The organism is Billgrantia sp. Q4P2, from assembly GCF_052806135.1.
The window spans coordinates 1-512 of sequence record NZ_JBRBAI010000044.1 but is presented as its reverse complement, the minus strand read 5'-3'; the positions used below and the strand labels follow the sequence as shown (position 1 = coordinate 512).

Here is a 512-nt window from a genome sequence, read left to right as displayed (position 1 = left end):
TCCACCGGGTAGTCGCCGGCGGCGGTCTCGGCCGAGAGCATCACCGCGTCGGTGCCGTCGAGCACGGCGTTGGCGACGTCGAACACCTCGGCGCGGGTGGGCAGCGGCGAGCCGATCATCGACTCCATCATCTGCGTGGCGGTGATCACCGCGCGGTTGAGCGTGCGGGCGCGCTTGATGATGCGCTTCTGCATGCCGATCAGCTTCTCGTCGCCGATCTCCACGCCGAGATCGCCGCGCGCCACCATCACCGCCTCAGAGGCCTCGATGATGCCGTCGAGGGTGGCGTCGTCGGCCACCGCCTCGGCGCGCTCGAGCTTGGCCACCAGGCCGATCTCGCGGCCGGCGTCGCCGAGCAGGCGGCGCGCCTCAAACATGTCCTCGGCGTGGCGCGGGAAGGAGACGGCCAGGTAGTCGACGCCGATCTCGATGGCGGTCTGCAGGTCGGCCTTGTCCTTGTCGGTGAGCGCCGGGGCCGAGAGCCCGCCGCCCTGCTTGTTGATGCCCTTGTT

At 70.3% G+C, this 512-nt stretch carries 1 protein-coding gene; it reads right to left on the bottom strand.

From position 1 onward, the window contains the following. Positions 1 to 512, bottom strand: a 512-nt coding sequence (locus ACUY1T_RS22030) for a pyruvate kinase (protein ID WP_446025704.1), incomplete at both ends; no start/stop codon positions are given.